Origin of the sequence: Leptolyngbya subtilissima AS-A7 (assembly GCF_039962255.1) — a bacterium.
Taxonomy (GTDB): Bacteria; Cyanobacteriota; Cyanobacteriia; order Phormidesmidales; family Phormidesmidaceae; genus Nodosilinea.
The window spans coordinates 549,501-570,549 of record NZ_JAMPKY010000002.1 but is presented as its reverse complement, the minus strand read 5'-3'; the positions used below and the strand labels follow the sequence as shown (position 1 = coordinate 570,549).

Below are 21,049 nucleotides of genomic sequence, written 5' to 3'. Positions count from 1 at the left end.
TTGCTGGCCTTTTGACGAAATTGTTGGTGAAGATAGTGACAACCGGGAAGCAAAATATTGACCGCGACTATTGCTGTGAGCGATCGCAACACGAAGCCCGTGGCCCTGCCAAGTATTGAGATGCCAACGCCGGTAGAAGAACTGCAGGAAGCAGCGGCCTTTGACGGTGAAGCGCGATCGCCGCAACACTATTGGCCGCATCAGCCTACGACCAGCGCTAAGGTTACTTGATCACTGCACAGGCAATGCGATCGCCCGAACCGCCAATGGGTTGCGAATAGTGGTCATCCTTATCGGTGTGGATGATCAGCGCTGTACCGTCGTCATCCAGCAGTTTGGCTGCTCCAGAATCCAGCGCTACCAGCTCGCTATACAGCTCAACGTCAACCGTGCCATCAGCGGCGACTACCAGGTTGGGCAAATTGCCTTCGTGGGGGCCATCAGGATTGCGAAACCCATGGGGCTGGTTGAAGGGGTTCACATGACCGCCTGCCGATTTGAAGGCAGCTAAATCAGAGCAGTCGCCCACAGCGTGAAAGTGCATGCCGTGGTAGCCAGGGGGCAGATCTTTGGCCTTGAGATTCACCAATACCCCTTTATGCCCCTGTTCGACCTGCACCGTGCCAATGGTGTTGCCGCTGTTGTCAATTAAGTCAGCTTGGGTAATGAGCGCATCGGCAAAGGCGGGGCGAGCCAGCAGGGTCAGGGCACCCAAGCACAGGGCCACACAAATAAGCTTGAACCGGTTGAGAAGGGCCAGCATAGGTTTATCCATAGCATCTGCGGTTAGATCTTAATGGATTGAACTGCTGGGTAACGGCAGGTTCCTACGCTTTTAAGGTTGCCGTGGTAAAACGTAAGCATTGCCACGTCTGTCAGAGCACTCCCTGCATGAGGCACTCGTAAAGCAATGCATCTATGTGGATCCTCAAAAATTAAGCCTGACAAACCCCCAGGCCGATCGCACTACTGTCGGATGGAATGATGCAAATTCTCCGCGGCACTTGGATACCTCAGCCCGCTACCGACTTTGTGCAGACAGGGGCTTTTTACCTGTGGGTAGAAACCCAGGCTAGGAACCGACAGCGAGCGCCCCACACCCATCCTCAACATTTGTCCGAGGCCGATTTAGCGGCAGTGCTCACTGATGAGCTAGGCCTGAAGTCGCCCGATCGCCGTCCCCCAGAGTCCTTCATCGCTCCTCGCACCTTTCTGCTGCCCACGGTGGATGGTCAGCCTCTCCCCTCCTTAGAGCTATCCCGCTATTTAGAAGTAGACATCCCAGATAGCTTTGACTGGCAGTACTGGCAGATCGATTGCTACCAAGTTCCGGTGCTCGCTGACCTAATTGGCCTGCTGAACAATCTGCACTTTCTCGCTGTCTACAACCTGGCGGAGGTGCAGGTGGGTGCCGACCTGCTGTTTTGGTACCACTACACCCAGGCGTTTAAGCAGGTGATTCTGCGCGATCAGTACATCCCAGCCTTGAAGTACCGGCAGCCTGCTGGTGCTAAGGCATCCACCCAGCGCAAAGCAGCTGGAACAAAGACAACAACCAAACAGCAGGTAGCTAAGTCAGAGCCAGAGTTTGAGATTTACCCGGGGTGGGAAATTATTGGCGATCGCTACCACGAGCACATCCAAACCTACATCGATTACATGCCCCTGCTTTGTGTCGCTGGGTTTGAGGAACTGCCCCCAACACCGACGTTCTACGATCGCGAAACCCTGCTGCGTCACTTTTCAGAATGCTGGCTAAACGAACTGGTGCGGGGTACGGCATTTCCCCAAAACTTTCTTAAAACTGTAGAAGGCACGCTAATTCAGGATTGCTTAAAGGCTGATCTTCAGCGTCCTACAACATCGGCGGCAGCATTAGAACAATATCAGCAGTGGCAGGGATGGCGCGATCGCATTGTCCGCACCCAAACCGATCAGACCTTCTATCTCTACTTTCATCTGCAAGATCCGGTCAAACCAGAGGATCCCTGGCAGCTTCAGTTTCAAGTTGCTCCCAAGCATGACCCTTCCCTCAGAGTGTCTCTCGACGACTACTGGCGCATGCCTCCCAAGCAGCAAAAGGAGGTGAAAGCCCAGCTCGGCGACAACTTTGAGCAGCATTTACTCATGAACTTGGGCTATGCCGCCCGCATCTACCCAGATTTGTGGCATGGCCTGGAGACCGACAAGCCTGTCGGCATCTATATGAATTTAGACACCGCCTTCACCTTCCTCAAAGAATCGGCCTGGGTGTTAGAAGATGCCGGCTACAAAGTCATTGTCCCCGCATGGTGGACGCCCAAGGGTCGTCAGCGGGCCAAGGTGCGGCTGCGGGCTAAGGGCAAATCGGTGGGCGGCAGCGACACATCTAAGGGCTACTTTTCCTACGACACTCTGGTGCAATACCAGTACGATCTAGCGATCGGCGACCAGCCCGTCACCGAGCAAGAGTGGCAGCAACTCGTCAACGCCAAATCGCCCCTGGTTAAGTTTCGCGGCCAGTGGATGGAGCTAGATCAAGACAAAATGCAGCAAATGCTGGAGTTTTGGCAGCAGCAGGCGGCCGAAAACCCTGAGATGAGCCTGCTTGACTTCATGCGTCTAACCAGCGGCGAGGCCGATGACAGCCTAGAGGTGGAGTTCGATCGCGACGACGCCCTGGCCACCATGCTCACTCAGCTCAGCGACAAAACCCGCCTCGAACTCACCCCCGACCCCGACCAGCTCCAGGGCCACCTGCGCGACTACCAAAAGCGCGGCCTCTCCTGGTTGCACTATTTAGAGAATTTGGGTCTAAATGGCTGCTTGGCTGACGACATGGGCCTGGGCAAAACCGTGCAGGTAATCGCCCGCTTGATTCAAGAGCGAGAAGAGACGGCCCAACCGATTCCTCCTACACTGCTGATTGCGCCCACCTCTGTGGTCGGTAACTGGCACCACGAAATCCAAAAGTTTGCACCGCACCTGCGGGCAGTGGTGCATCACGGCGGGGAACGCAACCAAGACACCAAAGCCTTCAACACCCTCTGCCGCGACCACGACGTGGTGATCACCTCCTTCACCCTGACCCGCAAGGATGCCAAGCTGCTGGAGAGCATCACCTGGCACCGTATCGTGCTTGACGAAGCCCAAAACATCAAAAACCCCAAAACCGCCCAGACCAAAGCCATTCTCAAGCTTAACGCCAACCACCGCCTTGCTCTCACCGGCACCCCAGTTGAAAACCGCTTAATGGATCTGTGGTCGATCTTCAACTTCCTAAATCCGGGCTACTTGGGCACCCAGACCCAGTTTCGCAAGCAGTTCGAGCTGCCCATTCAAAAAGAAAACAGCCCCGCCCGCTCCGCCACACTGAAAAAGCTGGTGGAACCCTTCATTCTGCGGCGCCTCAAAACCGACCAATCGATCATCAAAGACCTGCCCGACAAGGTCGAGCAAAAGCTGTTCTGCAACCTCACCCCCGAGCAGGCCTCCCTCTACGAAGCAGTGCTCAAAGACGTCACCGAACAGATCGAAACCAGTGAGGGCATCCAGCGCCAAGGACTAATTCTCGCCACCCTGACTAAGCTGAAGCAGATCTGCAACCACCCCCGCCAGTTCTTGCAAGACAACAGTGAGTTTGCCCCGGAGCGATCGCACAAACTCAGCCGCCTGCTGGAAATGCTCGACGAAGTCGTAGCCGAAGGCGAAAGCGCCCTGGTCTTCAGCCAGTTTCGCGAAATTGGCGACGCCCTAGAGCACCACCTGCGCCACACCTGCCACTACAACACCTACTACATCCACGGCGGCACCAACCGCAAAAAGCGCGAACAGATGATCGCCGACTTTCAAAACCCTGACACCGAGCCCGCCATCTTTGTGCTGTCGCTTAAAGCTGCCGGAGTGGGCATCACCCTCACCCAGGCTAACCACGTCTTCCACTTCGATCGCTGGTGGAACCCCGCCGTCGAAGACCAGGCCACCGATCGCGCCTTCCGCATTGGCCAAAAGAAAAATGTCTTCGTCCACAAATTCGTCGCCATGGGCACGCTGGAAGAACGCATCGACCAGATGATTGAGGATAAGAAAAAGCTGGCAGGGGCGATCGTCGGAGCCGACGAATCGTGGCTGACGGAGTTAGACAACGACGCCTTTAAACAACTGATCGCCCTCAACAAAAACGCCATCATGGATTGATGCCCTAGACATCTTCCATAATTGAGGCAGCACCTTCATGCCAGAGGAATATTGTGAACATTGAACAAGCCTTGCTAGAGCAGGTACGCTCTCTCACCCCAGCACAACAGCAGGCCGTTTTAGACTTTGCCGCCTTCCTCCAGCAAAAGGTACCCGTGGCGCTGAAAGAGCCTATTCCTGGTCTACACAAAGACATTCCCTATTGCATGGCTGATGATTTTGATGCCCCCCTGCCAGACGAATTTTGGCTAGGAGAATCATGAAGCTCCTCCTCGACACTCACACATTCATTTGGTGGGACAGAGAACCCAATTTGATTCCGCCAGCAACGCTCCAGCTCATGCGCGAGTCACAAATGCTGCTGAGCCTAGTGTCACTCTGGGAAATTCAAATCAAAACTCAGCTAGGCAAACTCAATCTAAACATGCCACTGTCCAGTCTCGTGGAGCACCATCAGGAAAACGGCATGGCACTGTTGGCAATCACCCTGCCACACATTCTGGCGTTAGAGCAACTGCCTCAATACCACAAAGATCCATTCGATCGCTTGCTCATTGCCCAAGGTCGCGTTGAATCTACGGCGATAGTTAGCCGTCACAGCAACTTCAAAAGCTATGACTGCCAAGTTATTTGGTAGCTACATTTCCCTTCAGTCTCGAAGTCAGTCTCAACTCTGATTTTCTGCCTGACGAGTAGGCTCGGCCTACAATAAAGCCAGGATAGGAGGCCAGCGATGGCAAACTTTAGCTGCACCTGGTGGGGAAGGAACTTTATCGATGCGATCGAGCGACTGACTGACTCGGGCCGATTGCAGCGGGGGCGATCCTACGCCAGTGGTGGCAAGGTTAAGAGCTTTGAGATCGACGGCGGGCTAGTCACGGCCAAGGTGCGTGGGTCGGTGAACCCCTACTTTGGAGTGACGACAGAACCGACATACACAACCACGATCGACTTTACGCCGATCAGCAAAGTTAAGTGGGCGGATGCGATCGCCCTGATCGCTTCCAAAGCCAGCCTGATCTCCCGGCTGCTGCTGAACGAAATTCCCGACAACATCGAAGACAGCTTCAAAACCCTAGGGCTGAACCTGCTGCCCGCTAGTGAAAAAGACTTTAAGACTCAGTGCTCGTGCCCCGACTATAGCAACCCCTGCAAACACATCGCCGGAGTCTACTATCTGATCGCCGCCGAGTTGGATCGTGATCCCTTCCTGCTGTTTGAGCTGCGAGGGTTACCCAGAGAAGAGCTTAAAGCCGAGCTAGCCAAATCGCCCTTAGGGCAAGCGCTCTCGGCAGAACTGTCGGCCCAGCAGCGATCGTCCGACCCCGTCGAGCATTACTACACTCAGCCGCAGACCGTCGAAGCGTCGTCCCCCAGCCTGAAGGAATTTTGGCAGGGAGAGAAGCGCCTACCTCAGACCATTGAGGCCGCCACAACCTCGGCGGTGCCAGCAATTTTGGTCAAAAAGCAGGGCGATTTTCCCGCCTTTTGGACGCGTGACAACTCATTCATAGAAGCGATGGAAAGCCTTTACGATCGCGTCCGCAGCAAAAACAAAGACCGCCTGTAGTGGTCAGTTGGTCATGCGATGTTGTTCTCTAATCCACTGGCGAAAAGCTTTAACCCAACTGGTTTCTCCCATAGTTTGGCTGGTCTGCAAAAACCGCAGCAGAGTGTCTTGCCGCAAAAGTGGTAGGACGGTCGATATGGCTTGGGGGCAATACTTGCCGTTGACTAGGGCGAGTATTGTTAGCGTTGCACCGTCATATCGCCAGACTTCTGGCACGCCCAGGGCCGCATAAATCGCCATGCGATCTAGAGAACTGCTAGTGTGATCGATCTCGATCGCCAAATCAGGCGGTGGGTCAACGGTCAAATCGATCTCATCCTTGCCGCGAACTGCCTGCTCGTGCTGAATGTAGTAGCACTGATCTGGTTCCAGCCCTTTGCTCAGGTCTTCTCGGCTCCAGGTGGTAGAGCCCAAGCTGCGAATTTCGGTCTCGGTTTCTTCAGTGGTGACCTCCACCATGCGACCCATAAGCTTTTTGTAGCTTTCGTGGGGAGGCAACGGCACCATGATTTCCAAGGCTCCCTGGTCGTAGGTGAGGCGTTTACTAGGGGCGGCCTCCAAATCGCGGCTTAAGCTCTGGTAAGTGGCCCAGCTTACCCCCTGCAAGACTACCTGGCGCTGGGGCGGAACTAAAACTGCGGTCATGGAAGAACTCCTAGGCCAATCGTTCCTGGTATGCCTATCTTAAGATCAGCGCAAGAACACTGCTACAGGTACGCGTTTATAGGCTGGGGTCCCCGCTCGTTTCTCAATTCGCGCCTTCATCAGCACATTGGCTTCGGGGTAAAACATCAGCGCTGCACCCGATCGCACCTCCCCAAAAATAATCTCAATGTTGTCGAGCTGCCCCGCATCCCCCCGCACGCTGACCCGCTGGTGCTGCGCAAAGCCCGATCGCTCAGCATCTGAAGGATTCATCAAAATGCAGTGGCGGTGGGGCATACCTCGATACTCGTCGGCTTCCTTGTAAACCACGGTGTTGTGCTGGCCGTAGCTGCGTCCGGTAATTAGCGCCAGCACCATAGCAGAAGGCTGGGTATTAGGTAAGCCAAAGTCTTGCAACGTAGGCAGCGTCAGGTCAGGCAGTGGCGTCGGCTGCATCTCGGCTTTTCCTGAGGGCGTGGGGAATTTGGGTTCTAGAAAGATGCGACCGCTAATGGTGAACTCAGCGTTGGTGTCATCGATCTCGCCAATTTTTTCGTAGCCGGGAATAGCCTGGGCGATTAGCTGACGCACGTAGCGGGTGTCGTGTAGTCGCCGCCACTGAATTGGATCTTCCCCATGAATGCGGTGGGCCAGCTCCGCCAAAAAGTCGATCTCCGTCACTAGGTCGCCCTTAGTAAGGTGGGTTTTGCCTGGGCTATTGAGCCGCACAAAGTTGTTGCCCGACTCGACGGTGGTTTTGTGGGGGTTCTCAAAGCGGGCGTAGACGGGCACGATGATCGTGTTTTGTTGCGCCAACCCGTGGAAATGGCCCTGGTTTGGCTTGGTCGCGAGGTAGATAATCGTGTCAATGTTGCCCAAGGCGCGCTTGGCTTGGGTGAGATCCGGGTTGGCGGCGTAGAGGTTGCCCCCCAGGCACAGCAGGGTATCGACTTCACCGCGATCGCTAGCTTCGATCAGAGCGCGGGCGTCGTAGCCCGATTCGCGCTTGAGCGATTTGCCCAGCAGTTTCTCCAGCGCCTCGCGAATGCTGTCTTTGAGGTGGGCCGTCACTCCCATCGAGCCAAAGCCCTGCACGTTGGAGTGGCCCCGAATGGGCATCAGGCCCGCGCCGGGTTTGCCAACGTTGCCGGTCATCAGGGCGGTATTGGCGATGCTATAGATGTTGTCAACGCTGTTGGCCTGGTGGGTGATGCCCATCGCCCAGGCAAAGACGACGTTCTGGCTGCTGTGAATCATCTCCGCAGCGGCGACAATTTCCGTCAGCGTGAGGCCGCAGGTGGCAATGATCGACTCCCAATCAGCAGCGGCCACCTGGTCGATCACGGCCTGCCAATTCTCGGTATGGGCCTTGAGGTAGTCAAACTGCACCCAGCCCCTCTCTAGCAGCACCTTTTGAATGCCCACAAATAGGGCCAGGTCGCTGCCCGGTATCGGCTGCAAAAACATTGACGCAATGTCTTGGCCCTGCACCAGCCGCAGCGGGTGTGCCGGGGAGCCAAACTTGGCCAGGCCCACCTCTCTAACTGGGTTAATGACGAGGACTTTGCCGCCGCGATCGCGCAGTTCGATCAGCTCATTCATCAGCCGGGGGTGGTTGGCGGGGGCATTTGACCCCACCAACACCACGCAGTCGGCTTGACGCAGGCTCTCTAGGCTAACTAGCGAAGTGCCGGTGCCAAACACCTTATTCAAACTGACGGTCGAGGGGGCGTGGCACAGGTCAGAACAGTCGGCCAGGTTGTTGGAGCCGAGCGCTCGCACCATCAGCTGGAGCAAAAAGGCCGCCTCGTTGGACGATCGCCCCGAGCTGTAGGAGGCTACCCGCTCTGGCGGTAGCGAAAAACCAGCGGTGGTGAGCTGGTAGATCTCTTCCCAAGCGATCGGCTCGTAGTGGTCAGACCCGGCCCGGAGAATTACCGGAAAGCTCAGGCGACCGAGGCGATCGGCCTCGCGGGAGGTGAGCGCTTGCAGCTCAGAAATAGTGTGGCGGGCAAAGAAATGGTCGCCCAAACCCGGTTGCAGCTCTGACGAAATAGCCTGCACGCTTTTCATGCAGCGCTGGAGCGGTTCTTCTAGCTCGTTGATAAAGCCGCCATTTTGTCCCCCGGTGCCCCAGGCACACGATAGGCAGGCGCTCTTGTGAAACAGGGTTTGCCAAATCTGCGGCCCCTGGGGTGAGAGGGTCTTTTGTGCCCAATATTGAATGATCGGCAGACCGCCACCGATGGGCATATGGTCTGCTGTTGGCTCGGCAGTAGAAAGCTTTTCGGGCAAATCGCGATCGCTGGCGGCAGTCGAAGGAGCTTGATCCTCATTCTGGTCAAGTTGAGTCATGGTCAAAGTCTCGCAACAGCTGCCCTCTATCACTATAGCGAGGGTGCTAGATGCCAGAATGTCAGCCAAAAGGTAGAGAGTGAGCTGTTTGGGGCAGCCGCGCACTCTGTACCAAAGTTACCGGGTCGTGAATCTGAATTCGCCCGGTTCTCACAACCGTTCCGTAGATGCCGGCATTGTTGTCGTTTAGCTGCACAACCGCATTCATGACACGCGGCGTTTGCTCTCCCGTTTCCGGATCGAGGTTGATGATTATGCACCGTCCGTTTCGCTTTGTGACATACACGGCTGGTCCAGACTCTTCTTCGCCAAACACCAACGTGCTTCCGACCCAGCTGTCTTCGGCAAAAGCTCCTCCTTCGCCACCATCAAGCACGATATTGGCTCTGAAGCGCCTCTTATCGATGCCAACTCCACCTTCGCGACACACGTGCGCGACGGTCGCCGAGTTAATTACAGAGACCGTTGAATCGTCGAAGATGCCGTTTCGCAGGTGCATCATCTCGACGCGCCTACCAAAGCGATCGCTGACCTCACGGTTCAGTTTTTCGCTCAACAGCTCAAGATATTCCCCGGATGGTGTCAGGACGTGGGTTGGCTGGGGCTCACCAAGCGATTGCTTAAATCCGCAAGGCCGATAGAGGATTAACTGCGGTAGGCGACTTGCTGTCAACCATGGAGATCCACTGTTGGTGTTGAGGCGACGGAAAGCAAACCGGCGATCGCCAAGCAATCCGTGCCAGTCTAGAAATGCCGACTCCACCGACGTGCCTGCCATCGACTTAACTGGATAGCACACGAGTTCGCTTACACGTCCGAGTTTGATTGTCACGTGTTTTTCTCCATCCAACTACTGATTTAATGCTGCTGCGCTACCACTTCTGTGCTACCTACTTTTTTACTATCGTCATTGCAAAAGCTAGCCCTTATCAAAGCTTTCGCCGGTGCGTTGGGTGTGGAAAGTATCTCTAAAGATTATGAATGAAAGACGAGATTTTTTTGCTGAGAAAGATTAGTACGGAGTGCGAATTGCTAGTACTTGTTGGGTTATTCTGCGAGCTGGCAAAGCCCATGCGGGTTCAACCCAAGCTACAGCTAAGTTTGAATGGGAATGTTGCGACCGGGCATTTTGAAGGTCTCTCCACAACCGCTATACAACAACTATAAAAGAGAGGTAGAGGCAGGTATGTAAGCCTAAAGATAGGAAGTTTTGGGAGGGGCCGCCCTGATTGCCTGACAGAAGCGAGTGAAAGGCTTGAAACTGCTTTCTGACCAAAATTTAAGCCGAAAATTCGTTACGTATTACTCCGTAATACATGACATCCTCATATACGCCCCACTTCAAAAAGTGCTGCCGTAAGCAGCCTTCGTAACGCATGCCTACCTTCTGCATAACTCGTCCAGAAGCAAGATTCCGCCCAAGATGTGAGGCGTAGATACGGTGTAGGTCAAGGTGTGAAAAGCCATATTGAATCAGTTCTCTAGCAGCCTCCGTTGCGTAACCTTGGTTCCAGTACGGGAGACCGATCCAATACCCAAGCTCAGCATTGTGATGATCTCGGTTGATTATAAAGTTGATGGCACCACAGAGCCTTTCATCCACGCGTTGCGTGATGGCAAATGTAACACCGAGGCCTGTTGTATAGGCAGATTCGTGGGTCGCAATCCATCGCTCCGCCATCCCTTGCTGATAAGGATGTGGAATATTTGCCGCTAGTGCCGCAACTTCTCGGGCACTCACTAACACATGAACATCGGACGCATCGGATACGGTGAAAGGCCGCAGGATGAGACGTGGCGTAGTAAGCGTGAGTTGCACATGCACTCCTTTTAGCGCATTGAAGAAGAATACAATGTGTGCGTGATCATTTGCCCATTTTTATACTAGTCAGTCGTTTTACTAAAGCTACAGCTGCTATGGAAGAACTATTGCGAGTTAGTAGGTTGGGTTAAGCTATCGTTACGCTTGTGTGCCGGGTGAGGGGGATTGCGGAAAGTGTGGCAATTCATCATTCAGGCAGACCCAAGGGGCTGCGCTTGATGTCCAGATATCCAGCGCAGGAGCAAAACCGCTTTGGTCGTCAAACGTTGTAAAGCGTATGGATGTGAAATCTGGCATCGCTTCGCCGGCTGTGAATAAGGGACTACCACAGTTCGAACAGAAGCTTCGCGTTGTCTGAGAGCCACTTGATGCGCGAACAGAATATTCTTTTGGTGAGCCGGTGACTTTGATGGTCTTTGTTAATACGACTACGCCAGATGCGAAGGGTGCTCCGCTGGATAATTGGCAATCACTGCAATGACAATTCAGCATTGCCAGAGGTGTACTGTGACACTCATAGCGCACGGCACCGCAAGCACAGCCACCTGAAAATGGAACATCCATGAAAGACCTCTGTATTTGGCTCTTTGTGGAATTTAGTTAGTAGGTTGGGTTGGGCTGGCGATCGCGTTCGCGTAGCGTGTGCTTTGCACTCAGCGTCTCCCTTAGGAGAAAGCCCAACACCTGCCGCTGAAATTGTTGGGTTTCCCTCGTTAACCCAAGGTACAAAAGATCTGCGATCGCACTAGCCTCCACCTCCGCCACTATCATTGCTTACCCTAGGAATTATCTTTATTTTTATTTTCTCTGTTTGGCAATACTGACAAGTATAAGTAGACAATTCCTGCCCTTCAGTTTCAGCTGTCGCTTTTTCCAAAATATTGGAAGAGGTCTTGACCATAGTTACTTCGTCACAACTAGAGCATAGTTGGAAATCATTTGATGAATCTATATATGCTCGCAAATGAATAGAGCTTTGGATAGGATCAGAGCAACAAATCGTACAGTACCAAACTTCAAAGTCAATGCTCCTAATTTCTAACGCTAACTGTTCCTTGTCTGTCAAAAAATTAACTGGAGCACTTGACTTTGCAAGAGGTTCTTTGCAGGCTTTACAGTGAAAAGGTCGAATGGAATGACGTTTTAGGACTATTGCAAATCCCTTTAACAGCGGTCTAGTTAACTCGCGAACCGGTTGAAACAGCGTTAAGCCAAAAAATATCAGTGGAATCAAGAACGAGGATGAAGGTGAAAGTATAGGGATCAGAATCAGCAACGATATAGCAAATGCAATATAAATACTTTTATCATGCTCGTCTATACCTTTAATTCTCACATTTGATTTTGGGTCAACAAAGACAGGTTTAAAAACCAAAATTAATCCTATAGAAAGGCTTATGAAGAAGATTAAGTAATACAAAGTATCCTCCTAAAACTTTATTTTGTCTGATCGACCATCTCAAGCCAATTTATCACTCTTGTTAAAGGAGAATCAATTTTTCTCTTTGATTTATATAAAGGTCTTCGCTAACGCTATTGAATAGTGGAATCTAGTTAGTAGGTTAGGTTGGGCTAGCGTTCGTGAAGCGTCTCCCTTAGGGGAAACCCTGACACCTGCCGCTGAGATTATTGGGTTTCCTTCGTTAACCAAGCTACAAGAGATCTGCGATCGCACTCGTTAAACAATTATTCTGCAATAGTATCAGGCAAGAGGTTCCACTTTGCTTGCAACTTTACTAGCGGAATGTCCCAAAGGGTATTCCATTGCATACCAAATAGGGGATAAGCTTGTTTGCCCATCCGCCACCCCTCAGTTAAGGCATCCATGAGCTGCTCTGCTAAATCTAAATCCTCGACTGCTGCTTTTAACAAGTTTTTAGCCAGCATCGCAAATGAGAATCGTGAGGCCCGCAATTGTGCTGCTACAAATGCTTGCAGCTTGGTTTCACCTGCCATACTAGTATCAGCATTAATGACAACGTGCCAGATATCGTGCACTTCGGCGAGATGGGCTATTAGGTAGTCGTAATCATTCTCAACTGTCTGGCTTTGAATTGGATTTAAGCTATTGCGAAGCAAATGATCTGAGTAGGCGTAGCCTAGGGTTTCTGCGGGCAGAGAATGAAGCTGTTTCAGGTCTATAGCGCCTAGAAGCAATCGGTTTTGAATGGCCGCTCTTGCTGAAGGATGAAGGGAGAGAAACTCTACTGTCCGCCTTAACCCCTCTTCATCATTTAAGGCACTTGCTAAATTTCAGATGGCTTGAAAGTCACCGTAGGGGGCTTTTACTATTTGCATGAAGCGCTCAAACGCCAGCATCTTCCATTGAAAATGCTGGCGTTTGAGTCTTTGGCGTTCATAGAACCCCCTTGATCTCGACGACGTTTTTACAACCCTGTTAAGGCTCCCATCGAGATGATGACTTAGTTCTAATACATCATGGCAATAATGTCTGTAAACCCTTTCAAATCTTAAAGTTTTGATGAGTGGTTTTTAAGTATTCTTGAGTTGGTAGGCTGAGTTGAGCTAGCGTTCGCGAATCGTCTCCCTTGCAAGGAAACCCAACATCTGCTGCTGAGGTTGTTGGGTTTCCTTCGTCAGTTCAACCTACAAGAGATTTGCGATCGCACTACGTCCCTAAAGCCTTCATAATCAATGGCAGCAGCTTACTACACGCCTCTACAATCTTTGCAGTATCAGGAAGGCTTTTCAGCGTTGCATCAAACATTTTCATTGCTTTTCGCATTAACCCATCTTTTTTTGCAGGTTCCTTCTCCTGTCCAGCCTCAGCAAGAGCTTGAACTTGCTCTAGCAGATCGGCTTTGTCTGGGTCAGGTAAGTCAATATCACTTTGGATCGCATGCTGAAGCTGAATCAACAGTTTCTTAAGATCGGGCTGATCAGATTCCGACCTATCGGCTAACTGATTAATTGTATTGGTTACATTTCCGCTAATTGTGCCAAGGTTAACTACCCCGCTCACATTACCACCAACAAGTCCGCCAACATTACCAATGTCACCGCCTGCATTGATATTGATTCCTTTATTTTCTGTCACAACTAGTTCTCCTTGAATGACTTGAATCGTTTCTGCTCGAACCGTGGATTGATGTGTTCCTGTTTGAATAAACTTCTCGATGGTTCCCTTTAGTGTACGAATCTCGGCGTCTCGTTCAGCTAATTTTAACTGAACAGAGATTGGTAACTCCTTCTTGATTCGAGCATAATCAGCAAAGTACTCGCGGCTTAGCTCAGATTTGTTTGCTCTTGTTGCTGTCGTAAACTTAAGATTTAAGCCGTTACGACCTCGCCGTTCTATTGCCACAAACTCTAGCTCTTCGTCTGGATGATTAGTTGATAGATTTTTGAGAGCAATGGATATAGCACGAGGATCAACATCTTGGCTGTGATATAGATCGAGGGTATCTAAGTAAGGCTTGATAAAGTCAGCAAAATCTCCATCAGCAAAAGTTTCTTGCAGATTATCCGGTTTCCGTAATGGGTTTGGATTGCCTTTTGTTGGTACGTGCATAAAAACATATTCACATTGCACGTTCTCTAGTTCAGTCGTGCTTGTAATTCCCCAATCCTCGATATAAGCTCCTGTAAGAATTGTTCTGGTGAGATTTGCGCCATCTAATTGAGTTTGTCTCATGATTGCTCTGGATAAATCAGCATTTTTCAAATTGGCACGATTGAGATTTGTTCCAATGAAACTAGCATCTTGCAAATTTGCATCTTTGAGGCTGATTCCAGAAAGATCTAAACCATCAAAGTTCTGTCCCTTGCCTTGAAGAGAGGTGACTAATTGCCGAATCATTGAATGCTGAAGGTATGAATTACCAACGAGAGCATAATTCAATCCAGAAACATTTTTCCAACAAGCCCTTATTAAAATGGCATTTCTTAAGTCAGCTCCTTTAAGAGTCGCTTGACTAAAATCAGCATCGGTCAGATCAGCCCTTTGAAAAGAGGTACCACGCCAGGCAGCTAAGGGAAGCGCTATCGAACGAACAAAAGAGAAATTATTCTTGCCAGCTAATGCCTGAATTACAATGTAAAAACTCACTAAATCAATACTTCCGGTTAAAATTAACGCTTGCACTTTAACCTGGTTACTGATCTCTTTGTCAACTAAAGCAGTTAGGAATTCTACAGCAAAAACAGCAAATACAACAATAGATTGAGCAATGTTTCCGCTTAAAATAAAAGCTATTGTTCCTACTACAGATAAAAATATTACTCCAATGCTGACTATTACAACAATTAAAACTCCCGTGATTGCTGCTGCTGCAATCGCACTCATCAATCCCGGACCAACCCCAAATCCGATTCCTATTGCAGCAGTTGTAAAGGCTATAACAATAGCTACTAAAATCGCATAGATGAATCCTTGACGAACAAGGACGGTCAAAAAAGTTGTTGAAAGAGTAAAGATGATAATGTTTGAAACTACATTATCTAATCCAGCTAGAAGCGCTGTTATTACTAACTCTTTACCCAAGCCTATTAATGCCGATAGACAAAACAACCCGGCCAGAAAAAATATGGCTTGAGATTTTTTAACTCCACATCTTACCTGACTAAAATTTGCGGCAGTAAGTATTGCATCAGAAAAATTTGCGCTTTTAATGTTAGATCCAGAAAAGACAAAACCTCTTAAATCATATTTGACAAAATTTCTCCCACTTAGATCTCTATTAGAAAGTTTATTATTCATTGAGATAACAGTTCAAATAACCAAGTATCTTTTCTACACGAGATTTCTGATATATAACTTCCGCCTGTTGGTTTCAATACTCATTTCCTATATTTTGATATCATTACGAGCCTTGCAAGTTCAATTAAGAGCAGTCTACTATTTTAACACAGCATGTTATGCGGCAGGTTAATCGCAAAGGAACTAGATTAAAGAAGCTAAAAACAACTAGAAGGATAATCAGAAGAACTAAACCAATAACGAAAAACTTAACTCTTCTATTCATATTTTTGCAGTGCCTTCAAAGCATCATGTTAAAATCAATATTACTTTAGTTTGCTTAATAAGCATCCGTCCCTGTCTTGGACTGTCAAGTTGGAAACTCTAACAGCAGTTTTCTTAATCAAGAACCTGAGCCTGCCACCTCATCATAGTCTCAAGATAACTAAGCTTTAACTACCAACTGTTAAGTTTTCAACTACGTCCCAAAGATAACTCAATCAGCCTAACTCGTTCTTATAAGGAGACTTTCCACCTAATATGTATGTACGGCAGATTGGATGGAAATCCGTCAGCCTAATTGCCCTATAGGATGAATAGGTGGAAAAATTCAGTACAACGCCCACTACTTATTAGTGCGCTCGCACAACATCTCCCCACCACTCCATCTTTCGCTACACAGTTGACGGGGAGCTTTTGCGCTAGTACACTCATCCACTAAGCCGTTCGACCAGAGCGGTTGCTACACAGAACTCGAAAACTTTGGCGCTGCCGGAAGGTGTTGAGACCACCAACCGACAGCTAACCCCGCAAATCTCGTGGGCAGATTGCGAGGCTAGGGAGATCGTACCCTAGTCACTCCAGTTTGCACTTCAACTGCGGGTGGCTAGGGTTTTCGCGTTCTGTTTTCCTCACCCTTCCACCCTTGTGGCGGCAGGGCTTGCTCATTGCAACCAAAAAAGGAAACAGAACCGATGTTTGAATATCTCGAACCAGACGCCAGCGATAACCAAGAAACCGGCTCCCTACCGCTGCCGCCCGAAGGCACCAGCAAAGGCACCCGGCCCCTAAACCCCGAGAAAGTGCGCCACCTACTCTACGGCAGCTTGGCCGCCATCGATCGCACCATCAAAATTCTCAATTCCCTCGGCTACGTCGACCCCAACGACTGGAGCGATCCCATCCCCGTGCCGCCGAGCAGTGCCACCACCACTGACCACCCCAACCAATGGATGGTGATTATGACCAAGACCCTGCTCATTGAGTAGCAGCCCCTAAAGAGACTGGGTGCCTGCTGCTACTAGCAACGTCTTGGGTCAAAACAACAAGCGCCCGGTCTCTAAACGCAAACTGGCACAGCTGTTTAGCATGTTGCGCCTGCTGATCGTTAATTGCAGCCCTGCGATCGCTAAACTGGCACAGCTGTTTAGCGATCTGCGCCCGCTGATCGTCAATTGCAGCCCTGTGATCGTCAAACTGGCACAGCTGTTTGGCAATTTCACCCCGCAGTTTAGCTTTGTGCAAGCTACAGCAATTCCTTTGCCCTGCGTTTGCTAGTTTCGCTCCGCCATTTGACCGAGGTTTGGCTAAAGCCTTCTGTTTTTGATGCGATCGCAAACCCCAGGGGCAGCATTACCTCATAAGACTACGCAGAACCAATCAAAGAGCCACTTTATTGATTCTGCGTTGCAGAGTTCCTGAAAATCGGGCCTTAGGGCCAAAAAATCCCTTAAAAAACCAAACTCTTAAACGTAATGAGGTAACTCTTATGGCTATTGTTGACACCAGCCGCCGACTACCAACCCGCTCCATGCTGCAAGATATCCAGGCCTACGAAGGGCTTGCCGCCGTCAAAGACTACACCACCCGTCGCCCAGAAGCTTCCGCCGAGGCACTGCAAGCCAACCTAGCCGCCATGCAGGCCAAGCAGCAAAAAGAAACCGAACTAGCAGCCCTAGCCAAAGCCGCTGCCGACGAAGCCCGTCAAGCCGAGTGGGAATTCCACAAAGGCGTGATCGCCATGAAAGAAAACGTACGAGGCACATTTGGCCCCGATAGCCACGAAGCCCAAGCAGTCGGCTACAAGAAAAAGTCTGAGCGCAAGCGCCCCCGCCGCCGCGCGGTGGCTTAGCGACAGGTACTCACTTTTAGGTTTACAACCCAAAGCACCCCGACTTCATCAAGAGGCCGGGGTGCTTTGAGTTCATCTTAGTTTCGGTAGTAGCCCCAACTTCACTGCTAGAGAATTTAGCCAGGCGCTCCTACAGCTTCACTTTTGACCGCGCATTAATGAGCGTCTACCTGCGACAGCATATGAGTGCCCAAAATGCCGGCATCGCACATGCGGCACTGCCGACGACCGTAGTTACCCACTGTATTCACCCCCATCACCGCCAGGGCCAGGGCCGACGGCAGCTCGTAGGGGTCTGCGGCCGTATAATTCACCGCGTAGCCCAAATCTTCTAGACAACCCACCGTCAAACGGCTCAAAGGGTTTTGCCCCAGATTTAAGAAGCCCGTCATTAGCTCATTGCCAAATACAGCTTCTCGCCAGTGGCCATCTCGGGTGCCTTGCCCCCCCGTATTAGCCACTGGCACTGGCGTCATGCCCTGGGCTCCGACCAGCGCCGCAAATTCCCGCATTCCGTTTTGGCCCACGTAGGTCGGGTTGGCCGACCCCGCCCCCACCAGCAGGTTCTTAATTTGCCAAATGGTGCCAATCCCAAACACATGGCCCATCTCGTGAATAATCACATCCAGCAGGCCGCCTTCCATCTCCAGGCGGGCCAAGTCGCCCATGTCAAACTCCATGACTCCGGTGATGGGCAGCATCGAGCCGCTGCGCAAGCGAGTCGGACCAGCCTGCCCTAGCACTCCGTTGGGGCCATCGATCGACAGACCCCGTGCCTCAATCAAGATATCGTCGATGGTTTCGCCATTGACCACAGCACTGGGCAAATCGCCAATGATAATCTCTGACCAACGGGCTGCCGCGACTTCAAAGACGGACCGCTGGGTAGCGGTCAGCCCCCCCAAAAAGCGCAGTTGAATGGAAAACTGAGAGGCTGGCAGCGCATTTGGCTGATCGGGTTCAACCACCAAATCGAGCGACCAGCGATTGAGAACTCCCCCGTCCATAAAGGCTTCGTCTTGAATTTGCAGCGTCCAGGTGCCGTTAGGATCGCTATCAAGCAGCGGGGCTAGGGGCTGCTGGGGCCGAAATGTTCCTTGAAAAGGCGCTACGCCCTCGCTGATCACAATTCCCGCCCCATCGTCAAAGGTGGTATCAAAAAAGTTGTCGCCGTTGCCGCCAGCATTGCCGACTAGCAGCACCGATGCTCCGCTGGGGGCGCTGAGAGAAATTCTCAGATCGCTGGTATAGGTATGTACTAGATTGATAGTGACACTGATACGTTGAAGCGAACCTGAAATATTGGCTACGTCAATCGAAGATGTGACGGCGGTAGGTGAAAATCGCGAAATTTCTACCGCCGTCTCGTTAGAGAATACTTGCTTCATGAGGCTAGATGCACTCGAAAACTTCAGACCAAGGGTGCGATCGCGCGATCGAAGGACTTCTCTGACTCAAAGACGTCCGACCCTAGGGTAAGATACCTAGCCACCAAAATAATTAGTCAAAAAGTAGATCAACTAGGGCAGCGATGCGCTTTGCCACAGTGCAATTTTGCCTTTATCTGCGTGTGAATGGGCGATCGCTAAAAATCATCAATCAAACCGCTCAGGCGAGCCAGCACAGGGTCTTCAGGCAGGTCTTCGACATCTTCTGCATAGGGCACTGCTGTCGAAGCGGCTAGGGGAGAAACCGGGACAGGAGAAACAGTGCCCCCCAGTTGAGCCATCTGGAGAGCCAACTGCTGTATCTGAGCCTCTAACCGCTCTAACCGGTTTTTCTCCTGAGCAAAAAAACGCTGCTCTACACTGAGCAGCTGAGCCTCAAGGCTCTCAATTCGTTTGTCCGTTGATGTTTGACTAGGGTAAGAGTGATTACTCAGCAAAAGCTGGTGGAGAGCTTCTTTACAAAGGCCGCTAAAACTCAAGCCTGGCTGTCTATCTAGCTCAGCTTTTATAGCCGCTAATAGATGTTGATCAAGCTCACTTTGGCGAAAAAGAACCAACTTTTTTGTCTGGCGTAACCACTTCAATACCATTACTCTTATCCTGAAACCATAGTGCCACCCACTGGTCAAAACCTCTTCCCAATCGACCGCAGAATCCGCTTTTCTAAACTATTCAAACAAGCAGAATCAACCTTCAATTGGGAAGAGACTAGGCATGGCTAACGCCAAATCAAGAGACCTAAGCTGCCGTACGGGCCGCACGGGCCGACGCCATCTGGGCTTCCCCATAAATATACTGCCCTAGGGCGTTAGCTTGTCGGCTCGGCGTAGCGAGGTGAGCGTTGATCTTGGCCTCTTTCAGCAAGCGCTGAATATCTTCCCAAAAGAACTCGCCGCCACCACCCGTGAGAATAACGTCTGTAACGCGCTCCGGCAGCCAAGCCAACAATCGGTTACACATCTCCCGAGAGAAATTCTCTTTGAGGTTAGGCAAGATATCATCTAAGTTAGTGGGCCGATTAGCTCCCCGAGGGCGATAAAATCGTTGCCCTTGAGGCTGATTTACAGCCGCGATTAACGCTAAAGACTGACTATCGGCTCCCTCAATTTGGGCTGCCACCTGCTCGTAAAACTGGCTCATGGCAAACGCTTCACTTCTCGAAACGCCACGAGCAAATCTGAAGTTGTCGACCATGATGCAGTCTGTGGTCTGATGCCCAATATCCACGATCGCAACCGGCAGCTTAGTAAAGTCAACGTTAATGTCTTTCTTCTCTTGCACCTCATTCCATAGAATGCTGCCGTACCCTTCGGGCATGACCCAAACCTTGTTGATGGTGATGGTGATCGGTTCACCCCGATAGCTCATCACATGCGGCCCCAGCAGCAAGCTCATCAGCTGCTCTTTCTCGCGCTCAAACTGATCTTGAGAATGATAGGGCAGCCCCAAAACTACCGAAATTTCATCCCGCATTTGAAAGTAGCCGACGCAGGCTAAGACCTTGACTAAAGCATCGTTGACTTTAGATTGGCCGACCCCTAGATTGGCGCCAAAATCTTCTGCCAATTGTCCCATGGCATAGCCGCTGCCCTGGTAAACCATCCAAATGTCAGATAGAGGATCCGTTGCACGGGCCTCGAATGCGCCCCCCTGCACTTGTTCTATCGACAGATGTTTGACATTCGCTGGAATGAAGACAACACCATTAGGATCGCGACTGACAGAGGTTTTTGTAGAGGTTCGCCCTAAATCGACACTGAGAATAGATTTGGACGACACAATGTTTTCCTTAGGTGCTGCGGCATCGCCTGTAGTTCTCACTGGCGAAGTCTGGTTCATCGGTATAGAAGCAGCTTGTGACATGGTCATTGATTCTGAACCCTTTATCGAGCATCACAAAAACCACCAACCTCATACCCCCGCAGCAAAGCTAAGTCAAAGACCGCTAAGGACTTTGACGGGGATCAGGTTTTAGACTTGATGGCTAACTGTCCAAGACTCCTAAATCGAAGAAGTGTTCCAGAAAAAGTTTTTCTTTAGAAGCTGCACTTTAGTATTACAATGCCAAGCATTTAAATAGCTTTGTAGATAACCTGCCTGTCAGTAATCTCTGTCCTCGACAGGTCAAAAAGATCACAGAGATTCTTCATCAAAGCCTATAACTCTTATGTTCTATGCCTATTTGCTCCATCTCTGCAAACAT

Annotated in this window: 19 protein-coding genes and 1 pseudogene; 8 read left to right on the top strand and 12 right to left on the bottom strand. The window is 50.8% G+C overall.

The annotated features are described in order from the left end of the window. Window positions 1-57: 57 nt before the first annotated feature. Entirely contained in the window at window positions 58-231 is a 174-nt protein-coding gene (locus NC979_RS07230; RefSeq protein WP_190518900.1) for a hypothetical protein, read from the top strand. On the opposite strand, the gene NC979_RS07225 is transcribed toward NC979_RS07230, so the two are convergent. Continuing rightward, complete coding sequence (locus tag NC979_RS07225; protein ID WP_190518898.1) at window positions 224-775, bottom strand: superoxide dismutase family protein; 552 nt, start codon at window positions 773-775, stop codon at window positions 224-226. The two genes, NC979_RS07230 and NC979_RS07225, sit on opposite strands and share 8 nt — an antisense overlap. Before the next feature lie 206 nt (window positions 776-981). Here NC979_RS07225 and NC979_RS07220 point away from each other — a divergent pair, with 206 nt between their 5' ends. From NC979_RS07220 to NC979_RS07205, 4 genes are all read left to right on the top strand, one after another. Continuing rightward, on the top strand, window positions 982-4,176 hold the full coding sequence (locus tag NC979_RS07220) for a DEAD/DEAH box helicase (RefSeq protein ID WP_242023995.1): 3,195 nt from the start codon (window positions 982-984) through the stop codon (window positions 4,174-4,176). A gap of 53 nt (window positions 4,177-4,229) precedes the next feature. Further along, the gene (locus tag NC979_RS07215) at window positions 4,230-4,439 is read left to right on the top strand and encodes a DUF2281 domain-containing protein (RefSeq protein ID WP_199308803.1); all 210 of its coding nucleotides are present in this window, start codon (window positions 4,230-4,232) and stop codon (window positions 4,437-4,439) included. Next, the gene (locus NC979_RS07210) at window positions 4,436-4,813 is read left to right on the top strand and encodes a type II toxin-antitoxin system VapC family toxin (protein WP_190518896.1); all 378 of its coding nucleotides are present in this window, start codon (window positions 4,436-4,438) and stop codon (window positions 4,811-4,813) included. Before NC979_RS07215 ends, NC979_RS07210 begins: the two co-directional genes overlap by 4 nt. Window positions 4,814-4,909: 96 nt before the next feature. Next, window positions 4,910-5,746 (top strand): SWIM zinc finger family protein, encoded by an 837-nt coding sequence (locus tag NC979_RS07205; protein WP_190518893.1) that lies wholly within the window; start codon window positions 4,910-4,912, stop codon window positions 5,744-5,746. 3 nt (window positions 5,747-5,749) lie between these two features. Here NC979_RS07205 and NC979_RS07200 read toward each other — a convergent pair whose 3' ends face one another. The 8 genes and pseudogenes from NC979_RS07200 to NC979_RS07165 form a co-directional block, all read right to left on the bottom strand. Next, window positions 5,750-6,391, bottom strand: a complete 642-nt coding sequence (locus NC979_RS07200; protein WP_190518891.1) for a Uma2 family endonuclease — start codon at window positions 6,389-6,391, stop codon at window positions 5,750-5,752. A gap of 45 nt (window positions 6,392-6,436) precedes the next feature. Further along, window positions 6,437-8,746: an FdhF/YdeP family oxidoreductase gene (locus tag NC979_RS07195; RefSeq protein ID WP_431191032.1), complete on the bottom strand. Its 2,310-nt coding sequence runs from the start codon at window positions 8,744-8,746 to the stop codon at window positions 6,437-6,439. Window positions 8,747-8,807: 61 nt separating this feature from the next. Beyond that, window positions 8,808-9,578 carry an MOSC domain-containing protein gene (locus tag NC979_RS07190; RefSeq protein ID WP_190518888.1) on the bottom strand — a complete coding sequence of 257 codons (771 nt, stop codon included), beginning with the start codon at window positions 9,576-9,578 and terminating at the stop codon, window positions 8,808-8,810. Window positions 9,579-10,025: 447 nt separating this feature from the next. Further along, window positions 10,026-10,565 carry a GNAT family N-acetyltransferase gene (locus tag NC979_RS07185; RefSeq protein ID WP_199308802.1) on the bottom strand — a complete coding sequence of 180 codons (540 nt, stop codon included), beginning with the start codon at window positions 10,563-10,565 and terminating at the stop codon, window positions 10,026-10,028. 141 nt (window positions 10,566-10,706) lie between these two features. Beyond that, the gene (locus tag NC979_RS07180) at window positions 10,707-11,132 is read right to left on the bottom strand and encodes a GFA family protein (RefSeq protein WP_190518884.1); all 426 of its coding nucleotides are present in this window, start codon (window positions 11,130-11,132) and stop codon (window positions 10,707-10,709) included. 181 nt (window positions 11,133-11,313) lie between these two features. Further along, window positions 11,314-11,943: a hypothetical protein gene (locus NC979_RS07175; RefSeq protein WP_190518882.1), complete on the bottom strand. Its 630-nt coding sequence runs from the start codon at window positions 11,941-11,943 to the stop codon at window positions 11,314-11,316. A gap of 311 nt (window positions 11,944-12,254) precedes the next feature. After that, window positions 12,255-12,755: pseudogene (locus NC979_RS07170) on the bottom strand (Coq4 family protein); the annotation flags it as partial. 442 nt (window positions 12,756-13,197) lie between these two features. Next, on the bottom strand, window positions 13,198-15,288 hold the full coding sequence (locus tag NC979_RS07165; protein ID WP_190518880.1) for a pentapeptide repeat-containing protein: 2,091 nt from the start codon (window positions 15,286-15,288) through the stop codon (window positions 13,198-13,200). Window positions 15,289-16,241: 953 nt separating this feature from the next. Here NC979_RS07165 and NC979_RS07160 point away from each other — a divergent pair. The 3 genes from NC979_RS07160 to NC979_RS07150 all read left to right on the top strand — a co-directional run bounded on the left by NC979_RS07160 (window position 16,242) and on the right by NC979_RS07150 (window position 17,398). Next, window positions 16,242-16,535, top strand: coding sequence for a hypothetical protein (locus NC979_RS07160; protein ID WP_190518878.1), 294 nt, complete (start codon window positions 16,242-16,244; stop codon window positions 16,533-16,535). 19 nt (window positions 16,536-16,554) lie between these two features. Further along, window positions 16,555-16,824, top strand: coding sequence for a hypothetical protein (locus tag NC979_RS07155; RefSeq protein ID WP_190518876.1), 270 nt, complete (start codon window positions 16,555-16,557; stop codon window positions 16,822-16,824). Window positions 16,825-17,035: 211 nt separating this feature from the next. Next, window positions 17,036-17,398 carry a hypothetical protein gene (locus tag NC979_RS07150; RefSeq protein ID WP_190518874.1) on the top strand — a complete coding sequence of 121 codons (363 nt, stop codon included), beginning with the start codon at window positions 17,036-17,038 and terminating at the stop codon, window positions 17,396-17,398. A 155-nt stretch (window positions 17,399-17,553) separates the two neighbouring features. Here NC979_RS07150 and NC979_RS07145 read toward each other — a convergent pair whose 3' ends face one another. From NC979_RS07145 to fcmB, 3 genes are all read right to left on the bottom strand, one after another. After that, window positions 17,554-18,786 (bottom strand): proprotein convertase P-domain-containing protein, encoded by a 1,233-nt coding sequence (locus NC979_RS07145; RefSeq protein ID WP_190518872.1) that lies wholly within the window; start codon window positions 18,784-18,786, stop codon window positions 17,554-17,556. 197 nt (window positions 18,787-18,983) lie between these two features. Continuing rightward, window positions 18,984-19,475, bottom strand: a complete 492-nt coding sequence (gene fcmC / locus NC979_RS07140) for a filament morphology membrane protein FcmC (protein ID WP_190518863.1) — start codon at window positions 19,473-19,475, stop codon at window positions 18,984-18,986. A 109-nt stretch (window positions 19,476-19,584) separates the two neighbouring features. Further along, window positions 19,585-20,709, bottom strand: a complete 1,125-nt coding sequence (gene fcmB, locus NC979_RS07135; RefSeq protein WP_242023993.1) for a filament morphology actin-like protein FcmB — start codon at window positions 20,707-20,709, stop codon at window positions 19,585-19,587. Window positions 20,710-21,049: the final 340 nt, after the last annotated feature.